Raw genomic sequence first — 24,770 nt, forward strand, 5'->3', positions numbered from 1 at the left:
AGATGAAAATGTGAAACTTCGAAAAGACCTTCGCAACATCGCAATTATTGCCCACGTTGACCATGGTAAAACGACGCTTGTTGACCAATTGCTCCATCAAGCTGGTACTTTCCGTGCGAATGAAAATATCGCTGAGAGAGCCATGGATTCAAATGATTTAGAGCGAGAGCGCGGTATTACGATCTTAGCTAAAAATACTGCGATCCATTATAAAGATACACGCATTAATATTTTAGATACACCAGGACACGCCGATTTCGGTGGTGAAGTTGAGCGTATCATGAAAATGGTAGATGGTGTACTTCTCGTTGTGGATGCATATGAAGGTTGTATGCCTCAAACACGATTCGTGCTAAAAAAAGCACTTGAGCAAAACCTAACACCAATTGTTGTTGTCAATAAAATTGACCGTGACTTTGCTCGTCCAGCTGAAGTAGTCGATGAAGTCATTGACTTGTTCATTGAATTGGATGCAACAGAAGAACAGCTTGAATTCCCAGTTGTATATGCATCAGCAATCAATGGTACAGCAAGTAACGATGCTAGTAAGCAAGATGAAAACATGGAATCGTTGTTTGAAGCGATTGTCAACCATATCCCATGCCCAGTCGACAACCATGAAGAACCGCTTCAATTCCAAGTGGCGCTACTTGATTACAATGATTATGTTGGAAGAATTGGAATTGGCCGTGTATTTAGAGGAACGATGCAAGTAGGACAGCAAGTTGCTCTCATGAAAGTGGATGGCAGTGTAAAACAATTCCGCGTGACGAAGATTTTTGGTTTCCAAGGGTTAAAACGAGTGGAAATCAATGAAGCGAAAGCTGGAGATCTTGTCGCAGTATCTGGTATGGAAGACATCAACGTAGGAGAAACAGTCTGCCCGGTAGAACACCAAGAGGCTTTGCCGATCCTTCGTATTGATGAGCCGACACTTCAAATGACATTTGTTGTCAATAACAGCCCATTTGCAGGCCGTGAAGGAAAGTACGTGACATCACGTAAAATTGAAGAGCGTTTAGAACAGCAGCTTCAAACAGACGTAAGTCTTCGTGTAGATCCAACGGATTCACCTGATGCTTGGGTCGTATCAGGACGCGGTGAGCTTCATTTATCAATTCTGATTGAGAACATGAGACGTGAAGGATTTGAACTGCAAGTATCGAAGCCAGAAGTTATTGTAAAAGAAGTAGATGGTGTTCGATGTGAGCCTGTAGAGCGTGTTCAAATTGATGTACCTGAAGAGCATACTGGCTCTGTTATGGAATCAATGGGTGCAAGAAAAGGTGAAATGATTGACATGATCAATAATGGTAACGGTCAAGTTCGCCTGATCTTTACAGTTCCATCACGTGGTTTAATCGGATATACAACTGAATTTCTTTCATTAACTCGTGGTTTTGGTATTTTGAACCATACATTTGACAGCTACCAGCCGATGCAGTCTGGTCAAGTTGGCGGACGCCGTCAAGGTGTACTTGTTTCAATGGAAACAGGTAAAGCAACTGCTTACGGAATCCAAGGCGTTGAAGAGCGCGGTGTGATTTTCGTTGAGCCGGGTGTTGAAGTATACCAAGGAATGATTGTTGGTGAGCATAACCGTGAAAACGATCTTGTTGTCAACGTGAGCCGTATGAAACAACAAACAAACGTACGTTCAGCGACAAAAGATCAAACGGTTAGTATGAAAAAACCACGTATTATGTCACTTGAGGAATCTCTTGAGTACTTAAATGAAGACGAATACTGTGAGGTTACACCGGAATCGATCCGTTTAAGAAAGAAAATTTTAGATAAAAACGAACGTGAGAAAGCTGCGAAGAAGAAAAAGCTAGCAGGATTATCTTAATTCCATGAAGAATTAAAAAGATAGAACCCTGAAAGGTAAGGGGAGGGAATCTTTTTGAATGATCAGGAAGTAAGTGAGAATCTATCCTTTTTTGCGATGCTGTTTCGTGTCGATGAAAATCCGCAAACAGGGATGTGGCTCCTATATGGCACCATCCTTGTTTTAGCGATTATTGTTTTTAAACTCGGCTTTGCTAGACGTTTACCGATTTTAAAAGCACTTGTCATTTATTTGTTTTTGATTTTTGGCTGCACGTTTCTCACATTTCTAGGTATCTTCTTGCCAGTCGCAGAAGGCCTGGTTGTGGCAGCTGTCATTTTGATTATTTATAAAATACGGCTGCATCGTGCGAAAAAAGAAGGAACAGTGAGTACGTAAAAAAGACCTGAACTTGTGTCAGGTCTTTTTTATGTCTTCTGTTCTTTTTTTCCTTTTTTCTTCTTTTTCTCTTTCGTCGCAGGATCTTGATAAAGAGAGAATCTGCCAGTTTTGATGCGTGCCTCTGTCTTTACTTTAATTCTTTCTTGGCAGTCATCGCACATATATGTATGAATCGGTCGATTTCTTAACCGTTTAGCAACAAGTGTATCATCATTAATGGTTTCAAGCTTTTCACATAATGAGCACTTCACTCTCATCATTTTCACCTCACTTTGGTCATGCCTTCATTATAGCATGTTTTTTGAACCACTTAAAATCAGCATAAAAAAGGCTTATATCACAAGAGATATAAGCCGTTCTCATTATTTCTTCTGATTCATATGATGGTTTGATTGATCGTTTTGATTTTTTTCTAATTGCTTTTGATCTTGTTGTTTGAGCTGATGATTCGGATCATTCGTCGGATCTGTTTCGTTACGGTCGATTTCATTTCGAGGCATTTCTGGCATCACACGGCCCACAATGGCTGCTAGTTCATCCATAATTCCGCTTACTGGTCTGCCAGCTTGAATTTCTTTGCCCATTTCCTTTAAACGGCTCACTGTATCTGGATCAGCGACGACAACAGCATTCGCACCTTCTGGATCATTTTTCAGTGCTTTGGCGACTGAATATTTAATGGTTTCAACTTTGCTTCTATCTAAATCATCTTTTACATCAATGCCGACGACAGCATACTTGCCGATGACGATCGCTGTTGCGTCATTTACATCTGCTACATGCTCAGTCACATTCACTAGGTGCTGCGCCACATCTGTTGATGGGCGGGCTTTGTCAGTGCTTTTCTTGGATGAGTCTGATACTCTTACTAAATGCTTGTTTCCGTCTTGATGTTCTTGTGCCAAAGGCTTCTCTTGATGCTGGCAAGCGCCTAATAAAAGAATGGTTTGAACCATGAATAACGTCAAAAATAGTCGCATGTGTATTCCCTCCTTCACAAACTGCATGATTTATTTTATTGTTGAATTAACCTTCTAACTTTATTCATGAAAACATATATTTTAACAATCGTTTTTGGAAAGACAAGGATGAATGAAACCCCGATCAGGAGGCGAAGGACCTGAGTAAAATTTATGTATTAGACACAAATGTGTTATTACAGGATCCGAATTCAATCTTTTCATTTGAAGACAACGAGGTCGTGATTCCGGCCGTAGTGTTAGAAGAAGTAGACTCGAAAAAAAGATATATGGACGAGGTTGGGCAAAACGCACGACGTGTCTCACGTTTAATCGACGGGTTGAGATCGAAAGGGAAACTGCATGAAAAAATTACGCTGGAGTCAAAAGGAACGCTGCGTATTGAGCTGAATCATCGCTCTTTCCATGAACTTCAAGAAATTTTCATCGAAAAAACAAACGATAATCGGATTTTGGCTGTTGCGAAGAATTTGAGCTTAGAGGAAGAAACAAAACCGGATGGCCGGCCTGTCATTTTGGTCAGCAAAGATGTCCTAGTGCGAGTAAAGGCGGATGCCATTGGTCTGCAAGCAGAGGATTTCTTAAGCGATCGAGTGCTACAAAATGAAGACATTGATAACGGCTATCACGAGCTCTATATTCCGACTGAGCAGCTGAATACATTTTATAAGCAAAATCAGTTACCAATAAAAGACGTCACCCAAACGCCATTAAACCCTCATCAATTTGTTATTATGAAGGGAAATGAGGGTGGTTCTGCTTTGGGGATGCTTGATCAAAAAGCAGAGCATGTAAAACGGCTTATTTATGACCAAGAACATATTTGGGGAATTCGTCCAAAAAATGTCCAGCAAACGATGGCGCTTGAGTTACTTTTACGCCGCGATATTCCGCTTGTGACACTTATCGGAAAAGCGGGAACAGGAAAGACACTGCTTGCACTTGCTGCTGGATTAATGCAGACAGAGGACCTCGGCATGTTTAAAAAGCTCATCGTGGCGCGCTCTATTGTTCCTGTCGGTAAGGACTTAGGGTATTTGCCAGGCGAAAAAGAAGAGAAGCTCAGACCGTGGATGCAGCCGATCTATGACAACCTAGAATTTTTATTTAACACAAAAAAACCTGGTGAACTCGATGCGATACTAGCGGGCATCGGTTCAATTCAAGTGGAAGCTTTAACGTATATTCGCGGGAGAAGTATCCCTGATCAATTTATCATTATCGATGAGGCGCAAAACTTAACAAAACACGAAGTGAAAACATTATTAACGCGGGTTGGTGAGGGAAGTAAAATTGTGCTGATGGGAGATCCAGAGCAGATTGATCACCCTTATTTAGACAGCTTAAATAATGGGCTCACATATGTCATTGAGCGTTTCAAAGGGCAGCAAATATCTGGACATGTCAAGCTTGTCAAAGGAGAAAGGTCTGGACTTGCTCAGCTTGCAGCTGATTTATTATAGTCCAGACCCGCCATCTTATGTAATGATTAACTCTTTGACGCCTTTAATCGGCTGAGTGATGTTGGACTGATCCTCGAAATAAACGTGGATTGGTCCTTCTTCTGTTATAGGTTTTCCATTTTGGCTGAAATGGGCAATGCTATCCATCGCCTTAGAGAGCGGAACAGCAATTGTTTCTGTTTCTGTGACAAATTCACACGTCTCCGCTTGTTCGAGCGGTTCTGCATTTTTTATCATGTCGCCAAGTTTCATCCCGAAGCTGCCTGTGACAAGTCTTTCTTTTTCGTACTTTTTCTCTGTTTTTAATGTGGGTGGAAGTGTTTGACCTTCTCTTATGACTCGCTCTTGATCGAGTTCCTGATCTAGCTGCTGCTCTTCGTTTGCTGCACTTTTCTCAAAAAATGAATCCATTAAAAATTTACGGTCATCAAAAATCCATACACTCGGATCAATGGTGATCTTGTATTGTACGTTCCCCTTGATTTGAATAATGCTCATGTTCAAGACAACCCCTTTCCAACATAAATTATAGAAGTTTTCGCCCGCTTTGTCACTTTCATAAACATGCACTTCCTTGTACACACTACGATTAGACGAAAAATAGGGAGGATTTTGGGCATGGCATGTCGTGACAATGAAGAGCTTCAGCGATTTGTAGAAGAGGCAAAAAAGGTGGCCAAAAATGGAAAGGTAGCATCCTATATTCCGGCACTCGGTAAAGCGGATCAATCGGATTTATCTGTCGCTGTATACCATGTGAGTAATACGTGCCACTCAGCGGGAGATATTGATAAACGATTCACCCTGCAAAGTATTTCAAAAGTATTAGCACTGGCGCTCGTGCTCTCAGAAGAAGGACCGAAAAAAGTGTTTCAATATGTTGGACAAGAACCGACTGGCGACCCGTTTAATTCGATGATTAAACTAGAGACTGCAAGCCCCAATAAGCCGCTGAACCCAATGATTAATGCAGGAGCGCTTGCCGTTACAAGTTTAATAAGAGGGGCAACGCCGCAAGATCAGCTGAACCGGCTGCTTGGTTTTATTAGAGAGCTTGCCAATGACACCACCATTACATATTGCAAAGAAACCGCTGCATCCGAATTTGAAACATCAATGATTAACCGTGCAATGTGCTATTATATGAAGCAATATCATATCATTAAAGGGAATGTAGAAGAGGTGATGGACGTCTATACGAAGCAATGCGCCGTCATGATGAATAGCCTGGATTTGGCGAAGATCGCGTGTGTTTTTTCATTAGATGGCAGGCATCCAGAGACAGGAAAGCGAATCCTTTCGAAAGATGTGGCTAGAATTTGTAAAACATTTATGGTCACATGCGGTATGTACAATGCGAGCGGGGAATTTGCGATCAATATCGGAATCCCTGCTAAAAGTGGTGTTTCAGGCGGAATTATGGGGGCGGCGCCATACGACTTTGGAATAGGTATATTTGGGCCTGCTTTGGATGAAAAAGGGAATAGTATTGCGGGTATTAAGCTGCTTGAGCTCATGAGTGAAAAATATGAGATGAGTATCTTTTAATGACGAATGGCTTCTTTTTATTTTTACAGAGCGAACTGTACAAATCTGCTTGCAATTTTGGGCGTTTCGCTTTATGATAAATAGAAGAATTAGGTACTCGCCTGGGGAACGGAGGGATACTTTTGGCGTCAGAAATTTTAGTCGATCATCGGCAAAAAGCACTGGCTTTATTAAAATTGGATGCAGATAAAATTTTAAAATTGATCCAAGTGCAAATGGACAACTTAACGATGCCGCAATGTCCTCTTTATGAAGAGGTTTTAGATACTCAAATGTTCGGATTATCGAGAGAAATTGATTTCGCTGTCCGGCTTGGATTAGTTGATCAACATGAAGGCAAAAAACTACTCGATAAACTTGAGAGAGAATTATCCGCACTTCATGATGCGTTCACAAAAAAATAATGATTGAAAACTCAAACTTCCACAACATAAGTTTGAGTTTTTTTGTCCGCCTTTTTATTTCGATTGATGCCAAACGGACTTGATTGTCTCATGAAAGACGAACAATATAAAGAGGTAAAACGGGATCAAACGGAGAAAATGTAGTAGAATAAGAACAGCTAAGAGAAGAGAATATCAAGCAGTAGAAATAGACGTTAGGAAGAGGATTATATGTTAAAGAGAATGCTAAAATCGTATGACTACTCATTATTGTTCGCCATTATATTAATTAGCGCATTCGGCTTGGTGATGGTGTATAGCTCAAGTATGATTACATCTGTGATCAGATATGATGCTGCGCCAGATAATTTTTTCAAGAAACAGCTTTTATTTATGATTGTCGGGGCGGTCATCTTGATTTTTACAGCCCTCATTCCGTATCAGCTGCTCTTAAATAAAAGATTCCAAATTGTGATGCTTTTGCTATCTGTGTTTTCTCTCATTTATGTGTACTTTGGCGGTCACATTGCAGGGAATGCTAGAAGCTGGATCAAATTTGGACCTTTTAGTCTTCAGCCAGCGGAATTCGTGAAGATCGTTGTCATCATTTATCTTGCTGCTGTCTATGCAAAGAAGCAGCATTATATTGACCATATTTTAAGAGGGGTGACACCTCCAATTGTGGTTGTCTCCATCCTATGCGGATTTATTATTTTGCAGCCAGACTATGGGACAGCTTTTATCATTGGTATGATTGCCCTTGCGATGATTTTATGCTCAGGGTTTAGCGGTAAAACGCTGGCCAAGCTGCTCGCTTTATTTAGTGCGGTGATGGTTGTTGTGACACCGTTTATTATTCTTTTTTGGGATAAAATTTTCACGCAGAATCGTCTTGGACGTTTTGAGAGTTTCCAAGATCCATTTAAAGACGCAGGCGCTTCTGGGCATCAATTGATTAATTCATATTATGCGATTGGATCAGGTGGCTTTTTTGGGCTTGGTCTTGGAGAGAGTGTACAAAAGTATGGATACCTTCCAGAACCGCATACAGATTTTATCATGGCAATTATCTCGGAAGAGCTTGGTTTTTTCGGTGTATTTTTTGTCCTTGCTCTCCTTGGCTTTATTGTCGTGAAAGGTTTTTACATTGCGAGAAAGTGTGAAGATCCGTTTGGAAGTTTGCTTGCAATAGGAATTTCTTCAATGATTGCCATCCAAACGTGTATTAATTTGGGCGGTGTTTCAGGTCTCATTCCGATTACTGGGGTCACACTTCCGTTTATCAGCTACGGGGGATCGTCTATCATTTTACTGAGTGGATGTATGGGAATATTGCTGAATATCAGCATGTTCACTGAATATAAAGAACGTTATAAAAAGAAAAAATCAATCAGCAAACCATCGATTCAAAAAAATGGATTGCAGAAAACTTTGAATCTTTAGAAAACAAAAGTGTACAGTTTTCATTTCTTCCTTTATTATAGAGTACATATAAAATTTTAAGGGATATGGAGGAGTGAGAATGTCACAGAGAACAATTCAAAAGGTTCTAGTTGCAAACAGAGGGGAAATCGCTATCAGAGTCTTTAGGGCCTGTACGGAGCTCAACTTACGTACAGTGGCCATTTACTCCAAAGAAGACTCGGGCTCTTATCATCGCTATAAAGCCGATGAAGCATATCTAGTTGGAGAAGGGAAAAAGCCGATTGATGCCTACCTTGATATCGAGGGGATCATCGAAATTGCAAAACGAAATGACGTGGATGCGATTCATCCAGGATACGGATTTTTATCTGAAAACATTCATTTTGCAAGACGATGCGAAGAGGAAGGCATCCAATTCATCGGCCCAACTTCTCAACATTTAGATATGTTTGGAGATAAAGTAAAAGCGAGAGATGAAGCGAAAAAAGCTGGGATTCCAGTCATTCCAGGAAGTGACGGGCCGGTTGATTCGGTCAAAGAAGTCGAAAAATTCGGTGAAGAATACGGTTACCCGTTTATTATTAAAGCTTCACTTGGAGGCGGCGGCCGAGGTATGCGGATTGTCAGATCAAAAGAGGAGCTGAACGAAGCCTACGACCGTGCAAAGTCAGAGGCGAAAGCGGCTTTTGGAAATGACGAAGTATACGTTGAAAAGCTGATTGAAAATCCGAAGCATATTGAAGTGCAGGTGATTGGAGACAATCACGGCAATATCATTCATTTATATGAGCGTGACTGCTCTGTTCAAAGGCGTCATCAAAAAGTCATTGAGGTTGCACCAAGTGTGTCTCTTTCAGATCAATTGCGTGAAGACATCTGTGAAGCGGCTGTTCAGCTGGCCCAGAATGTATCGTATATCAATGCAGGGACTGTAGAATTCCTAGTGGCAAATGGGGAGTTTTATTTTATTGAAGTCAATCCTAGGGTCCAAGTGGAACACACGATCACAGAAATGATCACAGGGGTCGATATCGTCCAAACCCAAATTCTTGTCGCAAAAGGACATGACCTCCACAGCAAAGAAGTCGGGATACCAAAACAAGAAGATATCTTTACACATGGATTTGCCATTCAATCAAGGGTCACAACAGAAGATCCTTTGAATGATTTTATGCCAGATACAGGAAAAATCATGGCTTACCGTTCAGGCGGTGGTTTTGGTGTACGTCTTGATACAGGGAACAGCTTCCAAGGTGCGGTGATTACACCTTATTACGATTCACTGTTGGTCAAGCTGTCTACTTGGGCACTTACATTTGATCAAGCTGCGGCTAAAATGGTCCGAAATTTACAAGAATTCAGGATTCGCGGCATTAAAACAAATATCCCGTTTCTTGAAAACGTCGCAAAGCACGAGAAGTTTCTAAGAGGGGAATATGATACATCGTTTATTGATTCAACACCTGAGCTATTTAACTTCCCTAAGCAAAAAGACCGCGGAACGAAAATGCTTACTTATATTGGTAACGTTACCATTAATGGGTTCCCTGGTATTTCGGAAAATAAGAAGCCTCATTTTGATCAACCAAATGTGCCGAAACTTGCTGTCCATGAAACGATTCCTTCTGGAACGAAACAATTGTTAGACAAGCATGGACCTGAGGGGCTCGCCAATTGGGTGAAAGAGCAAAGCGGTGTACTCTTAACGGATACAACCTTTAGAGACGCACATCAATCCCTGCTTGCAACACGCTTTAGAACACACGACTTAAAGAAAGTTGCGCAGCCAACAGCAGGTTTATGGCCAGAGTTATTCAGTATGGAAATGTGGGGCGGCGCTACATTTGATGTGGCATATCGTTTCTTGAAAGAAGATCCTTGGGAAAGATTGAAAGAGCTTCGTCAAGAAGTGCCAAACACTTTGTTCCAAATGCTATTAAGATCATCAAACGCTGTCGGATATACAAACTATGCGGATAATGTGATTAAAGCATTTGTAAAGGAATCGGCAGAAGCAGGCATTGACGTCTTCCGTATTTTCGACAGTCTAAACTGGGTCAAAGGCATGACGCTTGCCATTGATTCTGTTCGTGAATCCGGCAAAGTGGCAGAGGCAGCGATTTGTTATACAGGTGATATTCTTGATCCATCACGTCCGAAATATGATTTGAAATATTATGTCTCTCTTGCGAAGGAGCTTGAATCCGCAGGCGCTCATATTTTAGGCATTAAAGATATGGCGGGATTATTAAAACCGCAAGCGGCTTATGAGCTTGTATCGGCTCTAAAAGACGAGCTCACGATTCCAATCCATCTTCATACACACGATACGAGTGGAAATGGACTCTTCACCTATGCAAGAGCGATTGATGCAGGTGTTGATATTGTTGATGTTGCTGTCAGCTCTATGGCGGGGCTCACATCACAACCAAGTGCGAGCTCATTATATTATGCTTTAGACGGGCATGAAAGAAAGCCCGAAATGAATGTTCAAGCGGTTGAACGTCTTTCTCAATATTGGGATTCCGTCAGAAAATATTACCATGAGTTTGAAAGCGGAATGAATTCACCGCATACAGAAATTTATGAGCATGAAATGCCTGGTGGCCAGTATAGTAACCTGCAACAGCAGGCGAAAGGAGTCGGCCTTGGCGACCGCTGGAATGAAGTAAAAGAAATGTACAGACGTGTAAATGACATGTTTGGTGACATTGTGAAAGTGACACCGTCTTCTAAAGTGGTCGGAGATATGGCGCTTTATATGGTGCAAAACGATCTGACAGAAGAGGATGTTTATGAAAAAGGAGCAACACTGGATTTCCCAGATTCGGTTGTTGAATTGTTTAAAGGCTATTTAGGGCAGCCTCATGGCGGATTCCCAGAAAAATTGCAAAAGCTGATTTTAAAAGGGGAGGAGCCGCTTACTGTCAGACCAGGTGAGAAACTGAAGCCTGTGGACTTTGAAGAAATCAAAAAACAGTTCAAAGAATCACATGATCTGACGCTGTCAGAACAAGATGCCATTGCATATGCTTTATACCCGAAAGTCTTTTCTGAATTTGTTCAAACAGCAGAAAGCTATGGAGACATCTCTGTTCTTGACACACCAACCTTCTTCTACGGCATGAGACTTGGTGAAGAAATTGAGGTAGAAATTGAAAAAGGGAAAACCCTCATTGTCAAACTCGTGTCCATTGGAGAACCGAATCCGGACGCTACAAGAGTGCTTTACTTTGAGCTGAATGGACAGCCGCGTGAAGTGGTCATTAAGGATGAAAGCATCAAATCCTCCGTTCAAGAAAAAATGAAGGCAGATCGCTCAAATCCAAATCACATTGCCGCATCGATGCCAGGCACTGTGATCAAAGTGCTTGTTGAAAAAGGACAGAAAATTTCTCAAGGTGAGCACTTGATGATCAATGAAGCGATGAAAATGGAAACGACGGTACAAGCACCGTTCTCAGCAATCGTGGATGAAATTCATGTCACGAATGGAGAAGGGATTCAAACTGGAGATCTGTTGATTGTCTTAAAGCCTGAATAATGAGTGAGACACATCCACTGCGATGTGTCTCAGCGTATAGACAAACCCTTGCATTCTTTGTCAGTCCTGCGTGCTGGTGCTCACGAATGTTACATTCGCTCCGCTCCAGTACTCGTTCTTCCTAGACTTCAAGGGCTTTCTATCACGCTGAAAAGAAGACAAAGGGCTAAAATAAAGAGCATTTTAGCCCTTTGTCAACAATCAAAGACACATCCACTGTGATGTGTCTTTTTTTGAGCGCATTAAAATGTGCAGCCGCCCGCTAGAGTGATTACACTATAGAATGAGGTGAAGAAAGAGTGGAAATTGTCGTGATTTGGTTTCGCCGAGATATGCGATTGGATGATCATATCGCCTTATCAAAAGCGATCACATATGCAAAAAAACATCAGTACCGATTATGTGCTTTTTATCATCTAGATCCATTTTTTACAGAAATGAAACTGGATTTGAACAACGAACATTTCTTTCAAAACTTGGCCAATTTTGTAAAGGAAGCAAGAGAATCTCACATGTATGTTCATCTCATTCATGATGACATTTTGTCCGCTTTTCAAAAGCTCATAGATGCTTATGACATCAATGCGGTCTTTTTTAATGAGGACGAAGTAGGAAATGGTCGAACACGTGATGAGCAAGTGACCCGTTTCTTAGAAGAAAAGGGCATTCATGTGTCAAAGTGGCAAGATACGCATCTGCATGGTGCGAGAGATATTTTAAAAGCGGATGGTTCTCATTATCAAGTGTTTACTCCATACTACCAAGCGTGGCGGAAGCAGGAGAAGCAGTCTGTGATAAAAGTTGACAAATCATTTCTGAACAGCAAGCATACGATTTGTGATGAGTCACTTTCTGAAAAGGGAGACGAGAAACTGAGGGACATCATCAAGAAATGTACAAGGAAATTCGATCAGATTGGGTCAGACAAAGCGAGAAGCACGCTAGACGGCTTTATTCAAGAAAGATTGACGCGTTATCATGAGAAACGAGATATTCCGTCTGTTTTTGGGACGAGCAAGCTGTCTCGGTTTTTAAAAACTGGGACCATTTCTATTCGCACGATCTTTCATGCTATCAATAAGGAAGAACTTTTTGAAGATGAGGGCAAGGAAACATTTATCAAAGAGCTAGCATGGCGTGATTTTTATCATATGATCTTTGCGCATTATCCAGAGATGAAAGAAAAAGAAATCAACTCCTCCTTTCAACATATAAAATGGAATGATGATGAGACACTTTTTGAAGCTTGGTGTAAAGGACAAACAGGCTTCCCGCTCGTTGACGCTGGGATGAGACAGTTAAATGAAGAAGGCTGGATGCATAACCGTTTGAGAATGGTGACGGCTTCATTCCTGACAAAAGATTATTTCATCGATTGGAGAAAGGGCGAAGCGTATTTTGCGAGAAAACTTGTCGACTATGATGAGGCTTCGAATATTGGGGGATTTCAGTGGGCGGCCTCTGTTGGAACGGATGCGGTTCCTTACTTCCGTATTTTTAACCCAACGACCCAGTCGAAACGATTTGATCCAAGCGGAGAATATATTAGAAGGTATGTACCAGAACTAAAGCATGTGAATGAAAAATGGATTCATGAACCGAGTAAAATGCCGATAGATGAGCAAATGAAATCGGGATGTGTGCTAGGGGATACATATCCTCTGCCTACAGTCGATCATCAAGAAAGACGAAAAAGAGCCATTTCGACATTTGAAGAAGCGAAACAAACATAAAAGAAATCCCCCTTTTCGGATGAAAGGGGGATTGTATGTTTATCTGAAAGGCTCTCTATTTTCATATTTAAACCGGGCAATGAGTAAGCAGAAGTAGCATAGTACCCCAAACAAACAAGAAATAAAGAATGAATGAGCAAGCGCATAACCGAGTGCGAGCTGAGAGTAAACAGACATGACACCAGAGATCGCTTGAAGTGTAATCAGAATGGCTGAAATGATCCATCCATAATACAGCTGCTTTTGTTCTTTATAATGTTTAAGGGCATGGAACATCGCAACAAATATCCAAACGAATAAAAGAAGGGCTGCTGCTCGGTGAGACATTTGAACCCATTGATTAAAATACGCTGGAAGTGCGCCGTCTTTTGAACAAAATGGGAAGACAGAGCATGCAAGACTTGATTTTGTATGTCTCACATAGGCGCCCGTATACACCACAATATACATATATGTGATCAACCCATAAATATGGAACTGCATTCTTTTGCCGATATGAAGCGGCTTTACAAGCTTTGTTTCAGATCTGGTTGCTTCAAACACAAGCAGTGCCAGCAGTAAAATGGAAGCAAAAGAAATCAGTGAAATACCGAAGTGCAGTGCCATGACAAGTGCGTTAGAACCAAACACAACGGCGAGTGCCCCTAACAGCGCTTGAAGCAGTAAGAATATAATGGACATGATGACCAAAAATTTGGTTTCACGGAATACTGGACTGATTTTTTTCCAGCATAAGACCGCCAGTGCCAGTACAAGAATGGTGGAAACTCCTGTTGACATGCGGTGGCTCCATTCGATAATGGAAGCAGGGTTCATTTCTGGAAAGAAACGACCGTGGCAAAGGGGCCACTGTCTGCCGCAGCCAAGACCGGAGCCAGTTTTCGTCACAAGCGCACCGCCAATCAGAACGATCAGCATCACAAATGTTGTGACAACGCTCAATAACCTTAAAGCAAATTTCATCAAATGATTTCACCTTCTCTAAATAACTTCTGATCTAAATGAAAACCTCACATGCTCTCAAGTTTAAGCCAAATGCGTGTTCTGTTGCAATTCATAATGACCAAAGTTCACAAAAAAATGATATGTTAGTTCACAAAGTTTACAGATTTAGAGTGCTTGATCTTTCTTTGACAGTCTGATAGAAATAGAGGAGAGAATATTTCATTTTGCACCGCCTTCTGAAACGCACATCCTAATAAATTCACGAAAAGTTCACAAATAACTTCAAGTTTGTCGTTTATTATTTAATAGGATGTTTTTTTACAGCTCTTTATCTTGTATGATAGAGTTGTAACGATTTTACGTTTTATTCGTTCGTTTGAAGGTTTGGGCAAGGGAGGTTATACACATTGGCAAATTCCAAAACAGCCGCGGAAGCAGCTATTCATGGACAAATAGAAGAAACAACCGCTTTAAAAGATTTTCTTGCTCTTATTAAAATGGGCATCGTCAATTCCAATTTCATTACAACATTTACTGGAATGTGGCTTGCTTTTTATTTTACAGATATGAGTTTCCTTGGGAATCTTGATATTGTTCTGTTAACAATGATTGGTTCTTCTCTTATTATTGCCGGTTCATGCGCCATTAATAATGCGTTTGACCGTGATATTGATATACTAATGGAAAGAACAAAAACAAGACCGACGGTGACAGGTAAAGTTCAGCCGGGTCAAGCGTATGCTTTTGGTATTCTGCTTGTTGTACTTGGACTGATTATGCTTCTGATGACAACTGTTACATCAGCAGTGATTGGATTTATCGGTGTCTTTACTTATGCAGTTCTATACACGATGTGGTCTAAACGCCATTACACCATTAATACAGTCATTGGGAGTGTATCTGGTGCGGTTCCGCCATTAATTGGCTGGACAGCTGTTACAGGCACCATCGACACAACGGCTTGGGTCCTGTTTATGATTATGTTCATCTGGCAAATTCCGCATTTCTTATCACTTGCGATTAAGAAAACGGAAGATTACCGCAAAGCAGGTATTCCAATGCTGCCAGTTGTTTACGGCTTTGAAGTCACAAAACGCCAAATCATCATTTGGACAGCATGTCTTCTCCCGCTTCCATTTTTCTTAGGTGGATTAGGATGGCCGATTGTCGCACTTGGCACATTGCTGAACATTGGATGGCTCGTCATTGGTCTTATGGGCTTTAAAATGAAAGATATCATGAAGTGGTCAACACTCATGTTCGTTTATTCATTAAACTACTTAACGATCTTTTTCGTTGCGATGATTATTATTACACTATTCTAGAGTGAAATACACTTTGATCACATCAAAACAATGGCTATATCTTATAACACAACATTTTCTTACAACTATGAAAGCCGCCTGATATTCAGTTCTATTTAGGCGGCTTTCTGTTTATACATAGATGGTATTTTGAGTAAAAACATCATTTTTTTATGAAAAGAGGAAATGTAAGTGCTTTTATAAGAGGCGGGGGTTATGGATGGGTGAAAGGTGATTTTATAAATAAGAGGTAAAACCGAAAGGCAAAGGAGATCAAGCAAAAGGGGTTGGGACAAATTATGATAAGAAAATGGCGTGTTTATTCACTGTTTCTTTTACTGACGCTCGTTTTGGCGGGCTGCGGTGAACCATACTTATCAACACTCAAGCCAGTTGGGGAAGTAGCAGATAAACAGTTTTTCCTAACGGTACTGAGTACACTTATTATGGTTCTTGTCGTTATTGTTGTATCGATCATTTTCTTTTACGTCATCATTAAATTCAAACGTTCTAAAGTGGGAGAAGATACGATTCCTAAACAGGTAGAAGGGAACCGTAACCTCGAAATTACGTGGACAGCGATTCCGATACTTCTACTCATTATTCTCGTTGTACCTGTTGTGGCATATACGCTTGAGCTAGGGGATACAAGCGCCATGGATAAGAAAAAACGAGATCCTGAAAAAACACTTGTTGTGAATGTAAGAGCCAGCTTATATTGGTGGGAATTCGAATACCCTGATTATGGGATTGTGACAAGTCAGGAATTGATTGTTCCAACTGACCAAAAGGTTTATTTTAAGCTGAAAGCATCCGATGTGAAACACTCTTTCTGGGTTCCATCGGCTGGGGGTAAAATTGATACAAATACAGACAACGAGAACAAGTTTTATTTAACATTTGACTCAAAACGAACGAAAGATGCTGGAGAATATTTCTATGGGAAATGTGCGGAGCTTTGTGGTCCATCACATGCTTTAATGGACTTTAAAGTTAAAACGCTTTCTCAAGATGAGTTTTTAGGCTGGACGAAAAAGATGTCAGATTATAAGAAGCCTGCATCTACGTCAGATCTAGCCCTTGAGGGTGAAAAACTCTTTAAAGAGAAAAACTGTTTAAGCTGTCACGCGGTAGAGCCTGGAGATGAACGGCCAGAGGCGGCAAGGACTGCTCCAAACCTTGCAACCTTCGGAGAGCGGACAAAAGTAGCTGGAATTAAAGACATGAACAAAGAAAATGTCAAAGCATGGCTGAAAGATCCAGAGAGCTTTAAACCAGGTAATAAGATGACAGGGACGTATCCTAAACTAAATGACTCAGAAGCAGATGCACTCTACGAGTATTTAAAAGGTCTTCAAATACAGTAAATGCCTTGAGCAGCTTGAAGTGGTGCACATTCAAAAGGGTATACGATCTATGTGAAGTTTTTGTTAAGAGCTCCCGAATAAGTCTCTACATCCAAGAATAAGTCATCTGTCAGATATAGTCTGTTTTAGAACGTGAAGATAGACATTGATATGAAAAGGGGCAAATGGGAGATAAGAGGGGGATTTCATGGTGAGTACAATAGCTAAAAAGCGGGGGTTTGGCGCTGTCTTATGGGATTACTTAACGACGGTTGACCACAAAAAAATTGCCATACTATATTTAGTGGCAGGGGGATTTTTCTTTTTAATTGGTGGCCTGGAAGCGATGATTATCCGTATTCAGCTAGCCATCCCTGAAAATGATTTTGTGAGTGCAGGGTTTTACAATGAAGTCATGACGATGCATGGAACAACGATGATTTTCCTTGCAGCAATGCCGCTTTTATTTGCATTAATGAATGCGGTTGTACCCATTCAAATTGGTGCACGTGACGTAGCGTTTCCATTTGTGAATTCACTTGGTTTTTGGCTGTTCTTTTTCGGTGGTATTTTCTTAAACCTTGGATGGTTTATGGGCGGAGCACCTGATGCAGGCTGGACTGCCTATGCGTCGCTCACGCTGAATTCAGAAGGGCACGGCATGGATTTCTATATTTTAGGGTTGCAGATAGCGGGTATTGGTACGCTAATTGCCGGAATCAACTTTCTTGCAACGATTATTAATATGAGAGCGCCAGGTATGACGTATATGAGAATGCCACTCTTTACCTGGACGACGTTTGTGGCATCTGCACTAATTTTATTCGCATTCCCGCCGCTGACAGCAGGGCTTGCGATGCTGATGCTTGATCGAATGTTTGATACGAGCTTTTTTAATCCAGAGCTCGGCGGAAATACAATCATCTGGGAGCATTTGTTCTGGATTTTCGGACACCCAGAAGTGTATATCTTAATTTTGCCGGCATTTGGGATTTTCTCTGAGATCATTCCGGTGTTTGCAAGAAAAAGATTGTTTGGTTATTCGTCCATGGTGTTTGCGACTGTATTAATTGGTTTCCTTGGATTCATGGTGTGGGCGCATCACATGTTCACAACAGGACTTGGTCCAATTGCCAATGCGATCTTTGCCGTAGCCACAATGGCGATTGCGGTGCCAACTGGAATTAAAGTATTTAACTGGTTGCTCACCATATGGGGCGGTAATGTGAAGTTTACAACGCCGATGCTATATTCAGTTGCGTTCATTCCGTCATTCTTACTTGGCGGTGTAACCGGCGTCATGCTTGCAGCAGCAGCAGCGGATTATCAGTTCCATGACACGTACTTCGTTGTGGCGCATTTCCACTATGTCATTATCGGTGGTGTGGTCTTCGGTATTTTAGCAGGTGTGCATTATTGGTGGCCGAAGATGTTTGGGAAAATACTGAATGAGAAGCTTGGAAAAATTGGCTTTGTGCTGTTTTTCGTTGGTTTCCATTTAACGTTCTTTATCCAGCATTTTCTCGGTCTTTGGGGCATGCCGCGCCGAGTCTTTACATTCTTGCCAGGTCAGGGTCTAGACCTTGGGAACTTGGTCAGTACGATTGGGGCACTGTTCATGTTTGTAGCAGTTGTCATCATGCTGATTAATATCATCTGGACGACAGCAAAAGGGGAGCGTGTATCGGGCGATCCTTGGGGAGATGGAAGAACGCTTGAATGGGCAGTATCTTCACCTCCTCCAGAATATAACTTTAAGCAGCTGCCTCTTGTACGGGGGCTTGATCCATTATGGATTGAGAAAATGGATGGTAAAAAAGGAATGACAGCATCTGAACCGCTCGATGATATTCACATGCCGAATAATTCCATCTTGCCTATCATTATCTCATTCGGTCTATTTGTGTCAGCGTTTGGTTTTATGTATCGTCAAGAACACAGCTGGGGTCTACCGGTGATCTTCATTGGTCTTGGGATCACGTTTGCGACCATGCTCGTTCGCTCTCTTAAAGATGATCATGGATACCATATTCACAAAGAAGATTTGACGGATGACGATGACAAAGGGGTGAAAGCATAATGGAACCACAAAAAATGACAGCGGAAACCTTTCCGGCTTCTCCTGAGAAAGCCACGTTAGAAGGAAAGAATAAGTTCGTCGGGTTCTGGTTGTTTCTTGGGGGAGAAACGGTCCTGTTTGCATCTTTGTTTGCCACTTATTTGGCGCTGAAAAATTCAAATGCAGGCGGCGCAACAACAACTGAAATGTTTGACCTCACACTTGTCTTTATTGCCACAATGCTTCTGTTAACGAGCAGTTTAACGAGTGTGTATGCTATGTATCATATGAAAAACTTTGCCTTTAAAAAAATGCAGCTTTGGCTAGGTGTAACCGTTCTTTTAGGTGCTGGATTTTTAGGGGTAGAAATTTATGAGTTTTATCATTATGTGCATGCGTATGAATTTACCATTACGAGCTCTGCACTTGGCTCTTCCTTCTATACGCTTGTTGGAACACACGGGGCTCACGTCGCATTTGGACTTTGCTGGATCACCGCTCTGATGATTCGGAATATGAGACGCGGACTCGATTTATACAATGCACCAAAATATTATGTGGCGAGCCTTTATTGGCACTTCATTGATGTTGTGTGGGTCTTCATCTTTACCGTTGTATATTTAATGGGAATGGTGGGATAAGAATGGGAAATAAAAACACAAATCAGTCCAAAGTCGATCTTGTCTATCGGAAAAAGAAAAATGCCGAAGAAATGAAGCATCAGCTCATTTCTTTCGGCTTGATGATTGGTTTAACGTTTGTTGCCTTTTTAACAATCGCCTCTGAAGATGTCGGAAATTGGTTCGCTGTCCCTTTTATTTTACTGCTTGCAGTGATTCAGGTAGCTTTTCAGCTTTATTATTTTATGCACATGAACCAAAAAGGGCATGAAACACCCGCGTTGTTTCTTTACTCAGGTGTGTTTGTCGCGTTTATTACCGTTTTAGCCTTTTTGACCATTATTTGGTGGTAAGCTCGCTTTGCCCTTGAAGGAGGCGCAGCAATGGAAAACTTAGAGATATTTGGATTTCGTGCATTATGGAGTCCTTACTATTTGACATGTATTGTAGCAGCAGCCGCTTTTTATCTGCTTCTCGTGACGAAGGGAAAGCACCGTGCGACGGTGAAAGAGAAAACGCTATTTCTCACGGGGCTTGTGTTGCTTTACGCAGTGAAGGGGAGCCCGATTGATTTAATGGGGCATATTATGTTCAGTGCGCATATGGCGCAAATGGCAGTGCTCTATTTGGTCATCCCGCCGCTTCTTATTACAGGTTTACCTGCGGCGATTTGGGAGCGGATCATTCAAACACGGGGTATTCAGCCGATTTTCCGCTTGTTTTCTAAGCCGTTGATTGCCTTGCTCGGATTTAACGGGTTGTTTTCGCTTTATCATATTCCGCTTGTGTTCGATTTTGTTAAAACAGATCCGTTTTATCACGCATTGATGACGGTTGTCATTTTTATCGCTGCCTTTTTCATGTGGTGGCCGCTTGTCCATAAAGTGCAAAGTCAGCCGCAGATTACAGGCATTTTAAAGCTTGGGTATATTATGGCAGATGGGATTTTAATGACACCTGCCTGCGCACTCATTATGTTTAGTGAAGCGCCTATCTATGCCACTTATTCAGATGCCGGCGCATGGATACAAGCACTGCACCTATGCGTACCGAGTGATATGCTTGCTGGTCTTGCACTTACGGGTCCTGACATGTTTCATACATTGCCGCTGCTAGAAGATCAGCAACTAGGTGCTATTTTGATGAAAATCATTCAAGAGATTGTATACGGATCGATTCTTGCTGTTGTCTTCTTTGACTGGGCGAGAAAAGAAAGAGCGAAAGATGCCGTACCAGATGCGCTCATTCCGAAATATGAATAAATGAAAAGCACAGCCGCAGGGGCTGTGCTTTTTATGCTTCAGCAGTTATCGCTTCTAGTTTTTCTTTTAATTGGTTCAGCGTTTTTTTGCTTGATTGAATAAGAGATTTAGGGAAATCTTCGCCTTCTCCATATTCAACACCATGCGGATAATAGTGTTTTCCAAGTAAAGGTGTCAGCAGCTGGATGTGGGCTTTTTTGGAGCCAACATCTCCTTCAGTGGCGTAGCCAGAGATCCGTAAGTAAAACGTCCCCTCTACCATGTTATACTTCCTGTCGTACGTCACACGCTCATAATCCCATTGATCGGCTCGTACAAATCCTTCACTTTCCATAATGAAATCTAATTTATTTAAGTCAGCTGATACCTTCTCAATCCCCGTACCTTCAAACTTCACCCAAAACCCCTCCTTATAAAAATTCCCTTTACTGACAATCATAGTATGAAAGCGTTAAACTTTCAACTGTGAAAGGTATGTTCTTTTATAAGCTGGTTACAGTAATAAAGAAAATAACGGATGGAGGAATCAACGTGAAAACGAAAAAAATCAAAGATATCATGACGAAAAAAGTAGTGACGTTGCGAAAGGACGACAATGCGTATGAAGCGGCAGTCAAAATGAAAGATGCTGACATTGGTGCCATTCCAGTAGTCGACGGAGATCAGCTTGTTGGTATTGTCACAGACCGCGACCTTGTACTTAGAGGTATTGCTGAGAAAAAGCCGAACTCACAAGAGGTTGGTGTCCTCATGACGAAGGAAGTATTGACAGCTGAAGAAGATGCAACCCTAGAAGAAATTGTCCGGTTGATGTCAGAACATCAGCTCCGCCGTATCCCGGTTGTCAAAAACGGGGCACTAACAGGAATCGTAGCCCTTGGGGATTTATCAGTTGAAGATTTATCAAACGATCGTGCAGGTGATGCTCTGACGGAAATCTCTCAACAAGACCAGGATCATGGCCAAGGATTTCTTCATTAGGAGGGGCATATTTTAAATTCGTGTTAAATAGGCTGTATTGTCGTTGATAAATGGAGCAAGTTTTGTTTAAATGACAGTAGAAGGTACTTTTTGTACCTTGCCAATTTAACGGAGGTGTTTATTTGAAAACTGTGCTGAAAACACTCTTCATCCTCCTGATTATATCTGGAACGTACGTTCTGTTTATTCAATATGGATCTTCACCAGAAAAAGAAAACAGCAATGAGCCGAAGGTGTCTAATGAAGAAACATCTAGCGATAAGCCGATCAACATTCCGAAAAAAGGTCTCATGTCCTTTATGGGGAAGTCTTCAAACGAAGTGCTTAAACAGCTAGGGGAACCAGATCGCATTGATCCTTCCGCATATGATTATGACTGGTGGATATACAATCAATCGAAGAAACACTATATTCAAGTAGGGGTAAAGGACAGTAAAGTGGTGACCTTGTTTGCGACAGGGGATGGGCTGAATGTTGAGCCATTTAAAATCGGTCAAGCCACAAGTGAAGTATTTAAAAAAACACAAATCGCTCCTTACATTCATGTAGAGGACGAGGGAAATTCATATCGCTTTGAATTCTCAGAAGATGATATGAATACCAGGCCGACGGTGAAAGTGGGAGATGATGTGTATGTCCAGCTCTACATGGATAAGTTTGAAAGCACTCTTTCGAGCATTAGAGCCTTTAACGCAGATACATTTGTCAAACAAAAGCCGTATGAAGTCGTTTATCGAGGTCAATTAATTGAACCTGAGGCGATATCAGGCGAAAAGTGGAAGGATATTGAAGCGTCGAGTCAAAAACAAATTTTTGATATGACCAATATTATCCGCCATAAGTACAAACTACCGACCTTAAAGTGGGACGATGAAACCTCTGAAGTGGCATTCATGCATAGTGAGGACATGAAAGATCATCATTATTTCTCCCATGAATCTAAAAAATACGGCACGCTGAAAGACCGGTTAGAAAGAGGCGAGGTCGCATTTCAGCTTGCGGGGGAAAACATTGCGTATAATTATGTTGATGGCCCTGCAGCTGTAGAAGGCTGGCTGAATAGCGAAGGTCACCGGAAGGCATTGTTAAATCAAGATTACACGCACCTTGGCGTTGGTGTGAAAGAAAAGTACTATACACAAAACTTCATTAAGAAAACGTCTTAATCCTTTAAACAGCTGCGCACAGATGGCGGCTGTTTTTTTATGAAAAGGGCTCACCAAAATAGATCTAGATGTATATAGTATAGTAGGCATTTGTATGGGGGGTGAGGATATGACAAATAAGCAAAAGCAAACATCCATTGATGAATTTAAACAGTTCGTCAGACGCCATCCGAAATTAATCCAAGAAGTGCAGACGCAAGAAAAAAGCTGGCAAAGTTTATACGAGAATTGGGTCATGTTTGGTGAGGAAGATGATATGTGGTCTCCTTACCGGCAAACACAAAAGGAAGAAGCAAAAGAAGAAAAAGCCGCTAAGCAAAGTGAACCGGGAAAAGCAGATTTTATGTCTAAAATGGTTTCTGCTGTGAAAAAAATGGACGCTGATCAAATGAATGAACAAATTAATAAAATGAGCCAGTCTATTTCCTCTTTACAAAGCTTACTCGGTCAATTTTCATCAAATGGCTCAAAGAAGGGTTCATCTGGAGGCAGCCAGCACCCATTCTCCTTCAGGAAAGATTAATTGAAAGGGGATGCTTTTGGTGCGGAGAGAAGTACAAGAGTTTGTCATGGCCGAAGAGGATCGAATCAAATTCATCAGGCAGCGCCCACTCTGGTATAGACAGTTAACGCGGCATCCTGAAAATGTCACTTCGTTTGAATTAGATAAAATGAACTTTTACGAAAAAACCATTCCTCATCGTGTAAGCCAGTTGAGCAATAGTGTCCAAATGGCTGAAATGATGATCCAGATGTTCCAAGCAATGCGCAATCAAAATGGAGCCGGGTGAGGCTTTTTTTGAGTTGATTAAGATGTCTATTTCATGAGCATCCTATGAAAGTAGACGAAAGGAGAATCAGAACATGAAATGGATGCTGTCAATATGCGCATTGCTTTTTCTTCTCACCGGATGTCAAAGTCAACATGATCAAGAGCAAGTAACTAGGCAAGAACCAGCAGTACCAGTCATGCAGCAGACGCAAAGTGAAATGAAGCAGCAAGGCTTTTTAAAATACAAAGTGCAGGGATCTGTTGTGTATATAGAAAGTACACTTCAAGATTTTCACCTTGAACCTTCACCCCTGAAAAAGGATAAGAAGACAGGGTATTTTACTGTGTATGTAGATGGGAAACGGGCAGGAAACGAATATACTGCGGCGTTTGTGGTCAAGCACCTTTCAAAAGGAAAGCATAAAATGACCGTTGTGCTAAATTCTCGTCACCCTGAATATAAGCAGAAAAGAGAGACATGGGATGTATTTGTCACGTAAAAGCATTTTCTGATCCATAGGTTTCGTGGTAAACTATGAATTGGAGGTGCAACATTTATGTATGCGACAATCGAATCTGTGGAGCTCCAAGAGGAAGCAAATCAATTGGCTGCCATGATTCTTCAGTCGGAGGAGGCTGAACATTACCGCAACTGCTTTAAGCGTCTCCAGCAAGACGAAGAAGCCCAACAAATTATTGCCCATTTTACAAAAGTAAAAGAGCAATATGAAGATGTGCAGCGGTTCGGCAAATACCATCCGGACTATAGAACGATCTCAAAAGAAATGCGTGAGGTCAAAAGAAAGCTAGATCTTCACGATACAGTGGTTGATTTCAAAAAAGCAGAAACAGCGATTCAATCCATCTTAGATGAGATTAGTATTGAAATCGGTCAAGCTGTATCAGCATATATTAAAGTTCCAACAGGGAACCCATATTTTGATGGTCTATCATCATGCGGCGGTGGCTGTGGATCAGGAGGCAGCTGTGGCTGTAAAGTATCTTGACG

25 protein-coding genes are annotated in these 24,770 nt (G+C 41.4%); 20 read left to right on the plus strand and 5 right to left on the minus strand.

The genetic code is table 11. From position 1 onward, the window contains the following. Positions 1–10: 10 nt before the first annotated feature. Entirely contained in the window at positions 11–1,849 is a 1,839-nt protein-coding gene (gene typA, locus NST09_RS07240) for a translational GTPase TypA (RefSeq protein ID WP_008345068.1), read from the plus strand. A 54-nt stretch (positions 1,850–1,903) separates the two neighbouring features. Continuing rightward, positions 1,904–2,227, plus strand: a complete 324-nt coding sequence (locus NST09_RS07245; protein WP_007499841.1) for a YlaH-like family protein — start codon at positions 1,904–1,906, stop codon at positions 2,225–2,227. 29 nt (positions 2,228–2,256) lie between these two features. Here NST09_RS07245 and NST09_RS07250 read toward each other — a convergent pair whose 3' ends face one another. Then, positions 2,257–2,487, minus strand: a complete 231-nt coding sequence (locus NST09_RS07250) for a YlaI family protein (protein WP_008345063.1) — start codon at positions 2,485–2,487, stop codon at positions 2,257–2,259. Between the two features lie 105 nt (positions 2,488–2,592). Next, the gene (locus NST09_RS07255; RefSeq protein ID WP_113747327.1) at positions 2,593–3,210 is read right to left on the minus strand and encodes a YhcN/YlaJ family sporulation lipoprotein; all 618 of its coding nucleotides are present in this window, start codon (positions 3,208–3,210) and stop codon (positions 2,593–2,595) included. Between the two features lie 140 nt (positions 3,211–3,350). Here NST09_RS07255 and NST09_RS07260 point away from each other — a divergent pair, with 140 nt between their 5' ends. Further along, positions 3,351–4,673, plus strand: a complete 1,323-nt coding sequence (locus NST09_RS07260) for a PhoH family protein (protein ID WP_025207279.1) — start codon at positions 3,351–3,353, stop codon at positions 4,671–4,673. Between the two features lie 15 nt (positions 4,674–4,688). On the opposite strand, the gene NST09_RS07265 is transcribed toward NST09_RS07260, so the two are convergent. Further along, positions 4,689–5,171, minus strand: a complete 483-nt coding sequence (locus NST09_RS07265; RefSeq protein ID WP_008345056.1) for a hypothetical protein — start codon at positions 5,169–5,171, stop codon at positions 4,689–4,691. Between the two features lie 120 nt (positions 5,172–5,291). On the opposite strand from NST09_RS07265, the gene glsA reads away from it, so the two are divergent. The 5 genes from glsA to NST09_RS07290 all read left to right on the plus strand — a co-directional run bounded on the left by glsA (position 5,292) and on the right by NST09_RS07290 (position 13,306). Continuing rightward, the gene (gene glsA / locus NST09_RS07270) at positions 5,292–6,221 is read left to right on the plus strand and encodes a glutaminase A (protein ID WP_342493480.1); all 930 of its coding nucleotides are present in this window, start codon (positions 5,292–5,294) and stop codon (positions 6,219–6,221) included. A gap of 122 nt (positions 6,222–6,343) precedes the next feature. Further along, positions 6,344–6,625 carry a YlaN family protein gene (locus tag NST09_RS07275; protein ID WP_003212509.1) on the plus strand — a complete coding sequence of 94 codons (282 nt, stop codon included), beginning with the start codon at positions 6,344–6,346 and terminating at the stop codon, positions 6,623–6,625. A 210-nt stretch (positions 6,626–6,835) separates the two neighbouring features. Beyond that, positions 6,836–8,047 (plus strand): putative lipid II flippase FtsW, encoded by a 1,212-nt coding sequence (gene ftsW / locus NST09_RS07280; RefSeq protein WP_008345051.1) that lies wholly within the window; start codon positions 6,836–6,838, stop codon positions 8,045–8,047. Between the two features lie 79 nt (positions 8,048–8,126). Then, the gene (gene pyc / locus NST09_RS07285; RefSeq protein WP_342493481.1) at positions 8,127–11,573 is read left to right on the plus strand and encodes a pyruvate carboxylase; all 3,447 of its coding nucleotides are present in this window, start codon (positions 8,127–8,129) and stop codon (positions 11,571–11,573) included. 299 nt (positions 11,574–11,872) lie between these two features. Continuing rightward, positions 11,873–13,306, plus strand: a complete 1,434-nt coding sequence (locus NST09_RS07290; RefSeq protein ID WP_342493482.1) for a deoxyribodipyrimidine photo-lyase — start codon at positions 11,873–11,875, stop codon at positions 13,304–13,306. Positions 13,307–13,345: 39 nt separating this feature from the next. Here the strand turns inward: NST09_RS07290 and NST09_RS07295 are convergent, their stop codons facing one another. After that, positions 13,346–14,269 carry a heme A synthase gene (locus NST09_RS07295; RefSeq protein ID WP_342493483.1) on the minus strand — a complete coding sequence of 308 codons (924 nt, stop codon included), beginning with the start codon at positions 14,267–14,269 and terminating at the stop codon, positions 13,346–13,348. Positions 14,270–14,658: 389 nt separating this feature from the next. Between NST09_RS07295 and cyoE the strand changes: the two genes are divergently transcribed. From cyoE to ctaG, 6 genes are all read left to right on the plus strand, one after another. After that, on the plus strand, positions 14,659–15,576 hold the full coding sequence (gene cyoE / locus NST09_RS07300) for a heme o synthase (protein WP_007499825.1): 918 nt from the start codon (positions 14,659–14,661) through the stop codon (positions 15,574–15,576). 278 nt (positions 15,577–15,854) lie between these two features. Next, positions 15,855–16,922: a cytochrome c oxidase subunit II gene (gene coxB / locus NST09_RS07305; protein ID WP_342493484.1), complete on the plus strand. Its 1,068-nt coding sequence runs from the start codon at positions 15,855–15,857 to the stop codon at positions 16,920–16,922. Between the two features lie 187 nt (positions 16,923–17,109). Continuing rightward, positions 17,110–18,981 (plus strand): cytochrome c oxidase subunit I, encoded by a 1,872-nt coding sequence (gene ctaD / locus NST09_RS07310; RefSeq protein ID WP_007499823.1) that lies wholly within the window; start codon positions 17,110–17,112, stop codon positions 18,979–18,981. Next, positions 18,978–19,601, plus strand: a complete 624-nt coding sequence (ctaE, locus tag NST09_RS07315) for a cytochrome c oxidase subunit III (RefSeq protein WP_089374148.1) — start codon at positions 18,978–18,980, stop codon at positions 19,599–19,601. Before ctaD ends, ctaE begins: the two co-directional genes overlap by 4 nt. A 2-nt stretch (positions 19,602–19,603) precedes the next feature. Continuing rightward, the gene (gene ctaF / locus NST09_RS07320) at positions 19,604–19,933 is read left to right on the plus strand and encodes a cytochrome c oxidase subunit IVB (protein WP_003211520.1); all 330 of its coding nucleotides are present in this window, start codon (positions 19,604–19,606) and stop codon (positions 19,931–19,933) included. 30 nt (positions 19,934–19,963) lie between these two features. Further along, positions 19,964–20,842, plus strand: coding sequence for a cytochrome c oxidase assembly factor CtaG (gene ctaG, locus NST09_RS07325; protein ID WP_017367183.1), 879 nt, complete (start codon positions 19,964–19,966; stop codon positions 20,840–20,842). A 31-nt stretch (positions 20,843–20,873) separates the two neighbouring features. Here ctaG and NST09_RS07330 read toward each other — a convergent pair whose 3' ends face one another. Then, entirely contained in the window at positions 20,874–21,239 is a 366-nt protein-coding gene (locus NST09_RS07330; protein WP_008345035.1) for a YugN family protein, read from the minus strand. Between the two features lie 161 nt (positions 21,240–21,400). Between NST09_RS07330 and NST09_RS07335 the strand changes: the two genes are divergently transcribed. The 6 genes from NST09_RS07335 (at position 21,401) to NST09_RS07360 (ending at position 24,768) form a co-directional block, all read left to right on the plus strand. Then, the gene (locus tag NST09_RS07335) at positions 21,401–21,823 is read left to right on the plus strand and encodes a CBS domain-containing protein (protein WP_035392645.1); all 423 of its coding nucleotides are present in this window, start codon (positions 21,401–21,403) and stop codon (positions 21,821–21,823) included. Between the two features lie 122 nt (positions 21,824–21,945). Further along, positions 21,946–22,989, plus strand: coding sequence for a CAP domain-containing protein (locus NST09_RS07340; protein WP_008345031.1), 1,044 nt, complete (start codon positions 21,946–21,948; stop codon positions 22,987–22,989). 109 nt (positions 22,990–23,098) lie between these two features. Then, positions 23,099–23,512, plus strand: coding sequence for a YlbD family protein (locus tag NST09_RS07345; RefSeq protein WP_017367184.1), 414 nt, complete (start codon positions 23,099–23,101; stop codon positions 23,510–23,512). 19 nt (positions 23,513–23,531) lie between these two features. Beyond that, on the plus strand, positions 23,532–23,780 hold the full coding sequence (locus NST09_RS07350) for a YlbE-like family protein (protein WP_017359376.1): 249 nt from the start codon (positions 23,532–23,534) through the stop codon (positions 23,778–23,780). A gap of 73 nt (positions 23,781–23,853) precedes the next feature. Next, the gene (locus NST09_RS07355; protein WP_025207286.1) at positions 23,854–24,261 is read left to right on the plus strand and encodes a hypothetical protein; all 408 of its coding nucleotides are present in this window, start codon (positions 23,854–23,856) and stop codon (positions 24,259–24,261) included. Between the two features lie 57 nt (positions 24,262–24,318). After that, positions 24,319–24,768 (plus strand): YlbF family regulator, encoded by a 450-nt coding sequence (locus NST09_RS07360; protein ID WP_007499807.1) that lies wholly within the window; start codon positions 24,319–24,321, stop codon positions 24,766–24,768. The last annotated feature ends 2 nt before the right edge of the window (positions 24,769–24,770 follow it).

The organism is Bacillus sp. FSL W7-1346 (assembly GCF_038593335.1).
Classification (GTDB): Bacteria; Bacillota; Bacilli; order Bacillales; family Bacillaceae; genus Bacillus; species Bacillus altitudinis.

Bases quoted from the DNA above. Each gene is read 5' to 3' on its own strand.
- NST09_RS07295 (WP_342493483.1), bottom strand. From the start codon at position 14,269: ATGAAATTTGCTTTAAGGTTATTGAGCGTTGTCACAACATTTGTGATG.
- ctaG (WP_017367183.1), top strand. From the start codon at position 19,964: ATGGAAAACTTAGAGATATTTGGATTTCGTGCATTATGGAGTCCTTAC.
- NST09_RS07360 (WP_007499807.1), top strand. From the start codon at position 24,319: ATGTATGCGACAATCGAATCTGTGGAGCTCCAAGAGGAAGCAAATCAA.
- glsA (WP_342493480.1), top strand. From the start codon at position 5,292: ATGGCATGTCGTGACAATGAAGAGCTTCAGCGATTTGTAGAAGAGGCA.
- coxB (WP_342493484.1), top strand. From the start codon at position 15,855: ATGATAAGAAAATGGCGTGTTTATTCACTGTTTCTTTTACTGACGCTC.
- NST09_RS07255 (WP_113747327.1), bottom strand. From the start codon at position 3,210: ATGCGACTATTTTTGACGTTATTCATGGTTCAAACCATTCTTTTATTA.
- NST09_RS07335 (WP_035392645.1), top strand. From the start codon at position 21,401: ATGACGAAAAAAGTAGTGACGTTGCGAAAGGACGACAATGCGTATGAA.
- NST09_RS07345 (WP_017367184.1), top strand. From the start codon at position 23,099: ATGACAAATAAGCAAAAGCAAACATCCATTGATGAATTTAAACAGTTC.
- ctaD (WP_007499823.1), top strand. From the start codon at position 17,110: ATGGTGAGTACAATAGCTAAAAAGCGGGGGTTTGGCGCTGTCTTATGG.
- ftsW (WP_008345051.1), top strand. From the start codon at position 6,836: ATGTTAAAGAGAATGCTAAAATCGTATGACTACTCATTATTGTTCGCC.
- ctaF (WP_003211520.1), top strand. From the start codon at position 19,604: ATGGGAAATAAAAACACAAATCAGTCCAAAGTCGATCTTGTCTATCGG.
- NST09_RS07265 (WP_008345056.1), bottom strand. From the start codon at position 5,171: ATGAGCATTATTCAAATCAAGGGGAACGTACAATACAAGATCACCATT.
- NST09_RS07250 (WP_008345063.1), bottom strand. From the start codon at position 2,487: ATGAGAGTGAAGTGCTCATTATGTGAAAAGCTTGAAACCATTAATGAT.
- NST09_RS07355 (WP_025207286.1), top strand. From the start codon at position 23,854: ATGAAATGGATGCTGTCAATATGCGCATTGCTTTTTCTTCTCACCGGA.
- pyc (WP_342493481.1), top strand. From the start codon at position 8,127: ATGTCACAGAGAACAATTCAAAAGGTTCTAGTTGCAAACAGAGGGGAA.